Annotated in this window: 5 protein-coding genes; 3 read left to right on the plus strand and 2 right to left on the minus strand. The window is 62.4% G+C overall.

Annotated features, from left to right (window positions below; genetic code table 11):
* Positions 1–122: 122 nt before the first annotated feature.
* Together groL and ABF990_RS05825 are read left to right on the plus strand one after the other, a co-directional pair.
* Complete coding sequence (groL, locus tag ABF990_RS05820; protein ID WP_415492478.1) at positions 123–1,772, plus strand: chaperonin GroEL; 1,650 nt, start codon at positions 123–125, stop codon at positions 1,770–1,772.
* A gap of 148 nt (positions 1,773–1,920) precedes the next feature.
* Positions 1,921–3,522 carry a hypothetical protein gene (locus tag ABF990_RS05825; RefSeq protein ID WP_415501018.1) on the plus strand — a complete coding sequence of 534 codons (1,602 nt, stop codon included), beginning with the start codon at positions 1,921–1,923 and terminating at the stop codon, positions 3,520–3,522.
* Positions 3,523–3,612: 90 nt separating this feature from the next.
* Here ABF990_RS05825 and cysE read toward each other — a convergent pair whose 3' ends face one another.
* Both cysE and ABF990_RS05835 read right to left on the minus strand, forming a co-directional pair.
* A complete protein-coding gene (cysE, locus tag ABF990_RS05830) occupies positions 3,613–4,443 on the minus strand; it encodes a serine O-acetyltransferase (RefSeq protein WP_415501019.1) in 831 nt (276 codons plus the stop codon).
* A 41-nt stretch (positions 4,444–4,484) separates the two neighbouring features.
* Positions 4,485–5,747: a UbiH/UbiF/VisC/COQ6 family ubiquinone biosynthesis hydroxylase gene (locus ABF990_RS05835; protein WP_415492225.1), complete on the minus strand. Its 1,263-nt coding sequence runs from the start codon at positions 5,745–5,747 to the stop codon at positions 4,485–4,487.
* Positions 5,748–5,962: 215 nt separating this feature from the next.
* On the opposite strand from ABF990_RS05835, the gene ABF990_RS05840 reads away from it, so the two are divergent.
* Complete coding sequence (locus tag ABF990_RS05840) at positions 5,963–6,301, plus strand: P-II family nitrogen regulator (protein ID WP_207846647.1); 339 nt, start codon at positions 5,963–5,965, stop codon at positions 6,299–6,301.
* The last annotated feature ends 243 nt before the right edge of the window (positions 6,302–6,544 follow it).

Raw genomic sequence — 6,544 nt, forward strand, 5'->3', positions numbered from 1 at the left:
AGTGAAGATCGACGGCGAAGAGCTGCTGATCATGAAGGAAAGCGACATTCTGGGCGTTATTTCCGCCTGATCCGCGCTGATCCGCACTCCCTTTTCAGAACGATCTTCACAGGAGAAATTCAATGGCTGCCAAGGACGTAAAGTTTGGTGGTGACGCACGTCAGCGTATGCTGCGCGGCGTCGATATTCTGGCCGATGCCGTCAAGGTAACGCTGGGTCCCAAGGGCCGTAACGTGGTTCTGGACAAGAGCTTCGGCGCACCGCGCATCACCAAGGACGGTGTGTCTGTCGCCAAGGAAATCGAACTGGCTGACAAGTTCGAAAACATGGGCGCGCAGATGCTGCGCGAAGTGGCGTCCAAGACCAACGACGTCGCGGGTGACGGCACCACCACCGCCACCGTGCTGGCCCAGGCCATCGTGCGTGAAGGCATGAAAGCCGTTGCCGCCGGCATGAACCCGATGGACCTCAAGCGCGGGATCGACAAGGCTGTCGCCGTGGTTGTCGAGGAACTGAAGAAGAACGCCAAGAAAGTGACCACCCCGGCGGAAACCGCCCAGGTCGGCACCATCTCCGCCAACGGTGAATCCGAAATTGGCAAGATGATCTCCGAAGCCATGCAGAAAGTCGGCTCCGAAGGCGTCATCACGGTTGAGGAAGCCAAGCACTTCCAGACCGAGCTGGACGTTGTCGAAGGCATGCAGTTCGACCGTGGCTACATCTCTCCGTATTTCGTCACGAACCCGGAAAAGATGACGGCGGATCTGGAAAACCCCTACATCCTGATCCACGAAAAGAAGCTGTCTTCTCTCCAGCCGATCCTGCCGCTGCTTGAAGCCGTTGTGCAGTCCGGCCGTCCGCTGCTGATCATCGCTGAAGATGTCGATGGTGAAGCGCTGGCGACCCTGGTTGTCAACAAGCTGCGTGGTGGCCTGAAGATTGCCGCCGTGAAGGCTCCTGGCTTCGGCGACCGTCGCAAGGCCATGCTGGAAGACATCGCGATCCTGACCGGTGGCCAGGTTATCAGCGAAGATCTGGGCATCAAGCTGGAAACCGTGACGCTGACCATGCTTGGCACAGCCAAGAAGGTTCAGATCGACAAGGAAAACACCACCATTGTCGATGGCGCCGGCAACCCCGACGACATCAAGGGCCGCGTGAAGCAGATCCGTGCGCAGATCGAGGAAACCTCCTCCGACTACGACCGTGAAAAGCTGCAGGAACGTCTGGCGAAGCTGGCTGGCGGCGTGGCCGTGATCCGCGTCGGTGGTTCCACGGAAGTGGAAGTCAAGGAACGCAAGGACCGCGTTGACGACGCTCTGCACGCAACCCGCGCAGCCGTTGAAGAAGGCATTGTCCCCGGTGGCGGCACGGCTCTGGCCCGCGCGACCAAGGCTCTGGCCCACCTGCACTACCACAATGACGACCAGCGCGTCGGTGGCGACATCATCCGCCGCGCGCTTCAGGCTCCGCTGCGTCAGATCGCCCTGAACGCGGGTGAAGACGGCGCCGTGGTCGCCAACAAGGTGCTGGAAACCGAAGACTACAACTTCGGCTTTGACGCACAGGCTGGCGAATACAAGAACCTGGTCGAAGCCGGTATTATCGACCCGGCCAAGGTTGTGCGTACGGCCCTGCAGGACGCAGCATCCGTCGCTGGCCTGCTGGTCACGACCGAAGCCATGGTGGCTGAACGCCCCGAAAAGAAAGCCGCACCCGCTGGTGGCCCTGACATGGGCGGCATGGGTGGCATGGGCGGTATGGATTTCTGATCCACTCCCCTCCATGACAGCAGTAAGGGAGAGGCTGTTTTTTCAGCCTCTCCTTTCCATAAAACGGTCGCAGGCCCCCGGGCTCGCGGCCGTTTTTTGTATGTAAACACCGCCAATATTATCGAATTGCAAAGACTCGGCTCATAAAATGCGCATTCAGCCTTCGGGGCTGCCTATGCTCCAGCCGGGCCGGATCATGCTTGAAACAAAAACATTCCGTGGTGCGCCCATCCGCATTACCCCGCCTGTTACAGACAGGGTATGGACATTCGGCCCGCAGGAGTCGGCCCCCCTGACGCGAACGCTCGTGCTCTGCCCCAGTGGCCGCATTACCGGCTACACACAGGCGCAGGCATGTTTCTGGCGGATCGAGAACCACCAGATCCTGATCCTGTCAGACAGTGGCGTGCTGTCCTGGCGCACGGTGCGGCGCGAAGCGCGCAATGACGGACGGCTGGCCTTTGTTCTGGAACACGCCACACAGGGCACGCTTTTTGTACTGGAGGAAACTCACCCGCCCCAGGAAGAACCCGGCCTGTCGGATGCTGAATTTCTTTTCCCCACAGCACTGGAGATCAGCCCCACGATCATAGACAGGGTGCTGTTCATCGGGGCCAGCCTTGCAGCACTCTGCCACGAACAATGCGGCACGGCTCTGCCCGGCAGCCAGTCCGATTATATCGAATATGAATTCTCCAACCCCCTGCCCCCTGCCCCCCCTGCCATGCTGGCCGAATACGACATCATCTATATCCAGCCGCCCTTGCGCGCAGTGCTGGAAGACGGGGTCATCTGGGCCGAACACTTCAACAACCCCGGCTTTGCCGCCATAACGCTGGCGCAGGCCAAGCTCCGGCTCGACACCATGATGGCGCATCTGCTGGCCTATGCGACAGCGGCGGAGGTACCGGTGCTGGTCACGAATTTCATGGTGCCCCAGATGCGAAGCATACCGGCAGGTGGCCCTGCCATGGGGTACCCGTCCATGGACCTGGCCGATATCATCCGCAGCCTGAACACGTATCTGGCACAGCGTCTGACATACTGCCCGCAGGCCAGACTGCTGGACCTGGACAGCGTGGCAGGGGTCATCGGCAAGCGGTATGTGCAGGACGATACGGTATATTTCCACAGCCATAACGGAGCCCTTTTTCAGGACTGGGACGACTGCGGCGTAACACCCGCGATCGAGACGGGGTATGCCCCCCGACGCGCCAGCCTGGTGCGGTGTCTGTTCCACCAGATGGCATGGATGCTGCGCACCATAAAAAAAACCGACCCGGTCCGCGCCGTGGTGTTCGGCCTCGACCACACATTATGGCGGGGCATGGCCGACATGACAGCGCAGGGCGGCACCACACCACGCCAGGACGGATGGCCCATGGGCCTGTGGGAGAGCATTCGCATTCTCAGGGCACGGGGCATTGCCGTTGCCATCTGCGCACAGGGCGATTTTGAAACGGCACACCGCGCGTGGGGACGCATGGTTACACCCGCCTTCATCACCCCGGAAGACTTCGCCTGTCTCCGTATCGACCAGACCCCGGTGCAGGACAGCCTGCACGACATCTGTATGGAGCTGGGCCTGACACCGGCACAGGTCGTGCTGGTAGAGGCCAACCCGGCCCGGCGGGCACAGGCACAGGCCGCTCTGCCGCGCCTGCGCACACTGGGGGCCGATCCCTACATGACCCGCCGTATCCTGCTCTGGTCGGCGGAAACCCAGGGCAACGCAGGCCCCGCCAGTTAATCGACGGGGCCTGCGCCGAAGCGGAAACGGCTTGTTTTGCGGTCTGTAGACAATGCCGCCCCCGCCGCCCCACGGCGAAGGGCCTGTTTTTCAGATGATATAATCGATAGGGGGCAGGGTCTGGTCCATGTTCAGGGCGGGCATGCTGCCGACATGGCGCGTGCCGACCTTGCGGGCCGGGTTGCCCACCACCGTCGTAAAAGGAGGGACAGGTTCGAGAACAATGGAGCCCGCGCCGATCTTGGCACCTTCTCCGATCTCGATATTGCCCAGCACCTTCGCGCCCGCGCCGATCAGCACGCCCCGGCGCACCTTGGGGTGGCGGTCCCCGCTATGCTTGCCCGTGCCACCGAGTGTGACGTTCTGCAGGATGGAAACATCGTCCTCGATCACCGAGGTTTCCCCCACGACAATGCCGCTGCCATGGTCGAACAGGATACGCCGACCCAGATGGGCGGCGGGATGAATATCCACCCCGAACAGTTCTGACGCCCGACTTTGCAGGTGCAGCGCCAGATGCCTGCGCCCCTCGTGCCACAGCCAGTGCGCCACGCGGTAGGTCTGCACCGCCTGATAGCCTTTGAAAAACAGGAACGGCGTAACAAAATCCGGGCAGGCAGGGTCACGTTCGCGAATGGCCAGCAGATCGGCCGCGGCGGCGCAGACAATATCGGGCGCGGCATCGAACCCTTCCTGCACCAGTTCGCCAAGGGCTGCTGCGGCCACCGACCTGTCACCCAGCTTGCGCCCCAGCAACGCCGCCAGGGCGGACGCGAAGTCGGAATGGCTGCGCACGCCTGTTGCCAGCAGCCCGCGCACCAGCGGGTCGTTGCAGGAGCAGGCCTGCTCCGTCATCTGCTGCCACAAAGCGCCAAGCTGCGGCGCGCAAAGCGTGCTGCTGGCATCGAACTGGTTCGCCATTACGGCGGGGGTGCCTTCATCGCGCATGCTGCTCTCCGTTCTCATAACCCCATGGCGTGTTTGACAAAGGCCCTGCGCAGGGCGGGAATGCGGTGCACGCCAGCTATACCGATATCCCTGGCCAGACGCAGAACCGGATTATCGTTACTGAACAGCCTGTCCAGCGCGTCGGTCGCGGCCAGCATGAGCATATTGGCCGGCCGGCACGCGGCCTGATAGCGGGCCAGCAGGGCTGGCGCCCCCATATCGTGCCCCTGTTCATGGGCCTCGATCAGGAGTGCCGCCAGATGAATGATATCCCGGTAGCCCAGATTCAACCCCTGCCCGGCAATGGGGTGGATACCGTGGGCCGCATCCCCCACCAGCACCATGCGCTGGGCTGTATAGTTCTGGGCATATTGCGCGGAGAGCGGATAGGTCCAGCGCCGCCCCACAGGCGTGACCCGGCCCAGCCGGCCGGTGCCCATGCGCCGTTCAAGCTGGCGGGCGAACACGTCATCGGGCAGGGCGGCAAAACGCTGCGCCAGACCGTCCCTGTCGCTCCACACAATGGCGGACAGATACGGGTGCTCCGCCGTTCCGGCCAGGGGCAGTTGCGCGAAGGGGCCTGCGGGCAGAAAATGCTCCAGCGCGCTGTTATCATGCGGGAATTCATGCGCGATGGTGCAGACAATGGCGGTCTGCCCGTAAGGCAGGCGGGTAAGGCCGATACCGGCATCCGAGCGCAGGCGGCTTTTACGGCCATCGGCCGCGACAATCAGGCGTGCGCCAAAAGCGCGGCCATCGGCCAGTCGCACATGCGCGCCATCGGCCTGCCGGGTGACCGTGGCCTCGGCCGGGGCAAGAACCCGCACACCGGGTACCGTTTCCAGGCAGGCGTTCAGGGCCACGCGCAGGGAACGCGCGCCGATCATCCACCCGAAAGGCTGGGTCGCGTCCTCGCGCGTGAATTCCAGAAACAGCGAGGACGCGGGCTCTCCCGGCCTGCCATCGGTCACCAGAATATCCTCGATCGGGCACGCCGGTTCAGGCAGGTGATCCCATACGCCCGCCGCCTCCAGAAACGCCTTGGGGCCTGCTGCTATGGCATAGGCGCGCCCGTCCAGGTCCGGGTGTTCCATCGGGGCCAGGGCCGCACGATCGATCACCGCCACACTCAGCCCGGCCCGGCCCAGACGGCAGGCCAGCGTAGCCCCCACAGGCCCCGCCCCCACGATACAGACATCCACATCCGCGATGGGTCTGTCGGCAGCGCTTTCACCCGCGGCAATGGTGTTGCCTGTCTTATGGGCGGACTGGTGCATGGGTTACGGGCTCCTTCATCGGCTTTGGCATAATCACGCGTAATCCGCCGCCAGGGCGGCGCGGCGCGAAAGTGCAGAGCTTCTATATGCTCCCCCACGCCCCGAAAAACCAGATGGGTGAATACGCACGCGACATAAAGCCCTAGCGCGGCCTGCGCATATATGTCAGTGTTTGGATGACTTGGAGACGACCTGCGGCACGGAGCAAAGGTTAGATGAAGCTGATTACCGCCATTATCAAACCTTTCAAACTTGGTGATGTTCGCGAGGCGCTGGCCCCGCTGGGTGTGCAGGGACTGACCGTTTCGGAAGTTAAGGGATTCGGCCGCCAGAAAGGCCAGAACGAAATTTATCGTGGCGCTGAATACCGCATCAGCTTTCTGCCCAAGATCAAGGTGGAGATCGCCACAACCGACGATCTGGTCGACCAGGTGATCGAGGCGATCCTGGATTCCGCCCATACCGGCAAGATTGGCGATGGCAAAATTTTTGTCAGCGAACTTGACCGTGTCATCCGTATCCGCACGCGCGAAACGGGAACAGCCGCACTCTAAATTGCGGCGATAAAAGCCCTGCGGGGCTTTTACGACATTTTTCCAGATATCTGCCCCGCTGGCGTTCACCACACTGGTGACGTGTGGCTTGCCGTGCTTGCCGTGCTTGCCGTGCTTGCCGTGCTTGCCGTGCCTGCCGTGCTTGCCGTGCTTGCCGTGCTTGCCGTGCTTGCCGTGCTTGCCGTGCCTGCCGTGCTTGCCGTGCTTGCCGTGCTTGCCGTGCTTGCCGTGCTTGCCGTGAGC

The organism is Acetobacter sp., assembly GCF_047723915.1.
Lineage (GTDB): Bacteria > Pseudomonadota > Alphaproteobacteria > Acetobacterales > Acetobacteraceae > Acetobacter.

What these genes read in the sequence shown, in the direction of transcription:
- groL (WP_415492478.1), top strand. Translation starts at nt 123, where the DNA reads ATGGCTGCCAAGGACGTAAAGTTTGGTGGTGACGCACGTCAGCGTATG.
- ABF990_RS05825 (WP_415501018.1), top strand. Translation starts at nt 1,921, where the DNA reads ATGCGCATTCAGCCTTCGGGGCTGCCTATGCTCCAGCCGGGCCGGATC.
- cysE (WP_415501019.1), bottom strand. Translation starts at nt 4,443, where the DNA reads ATGGCGAACCAGTTCGATGCCAGCAGCACGCTTTGCGCGCCGCAGCTT.
- ABF990_RS05835 (WP_415492225.1), bottom strand. Translation starts at nt 5,747, where the DNA reads ATGCACCAGTCCGCCCATAAGACAGGCAACACCATTGCCGCGGGTGAA.
- ABF990_RS05840 (WP_207846647.1), top strand. Translation starts at nt 5,963, where the DNA reads ATGAAGCTGATTACCGCCATTATCAAACCTTTCAAACTTGGTGATGTT.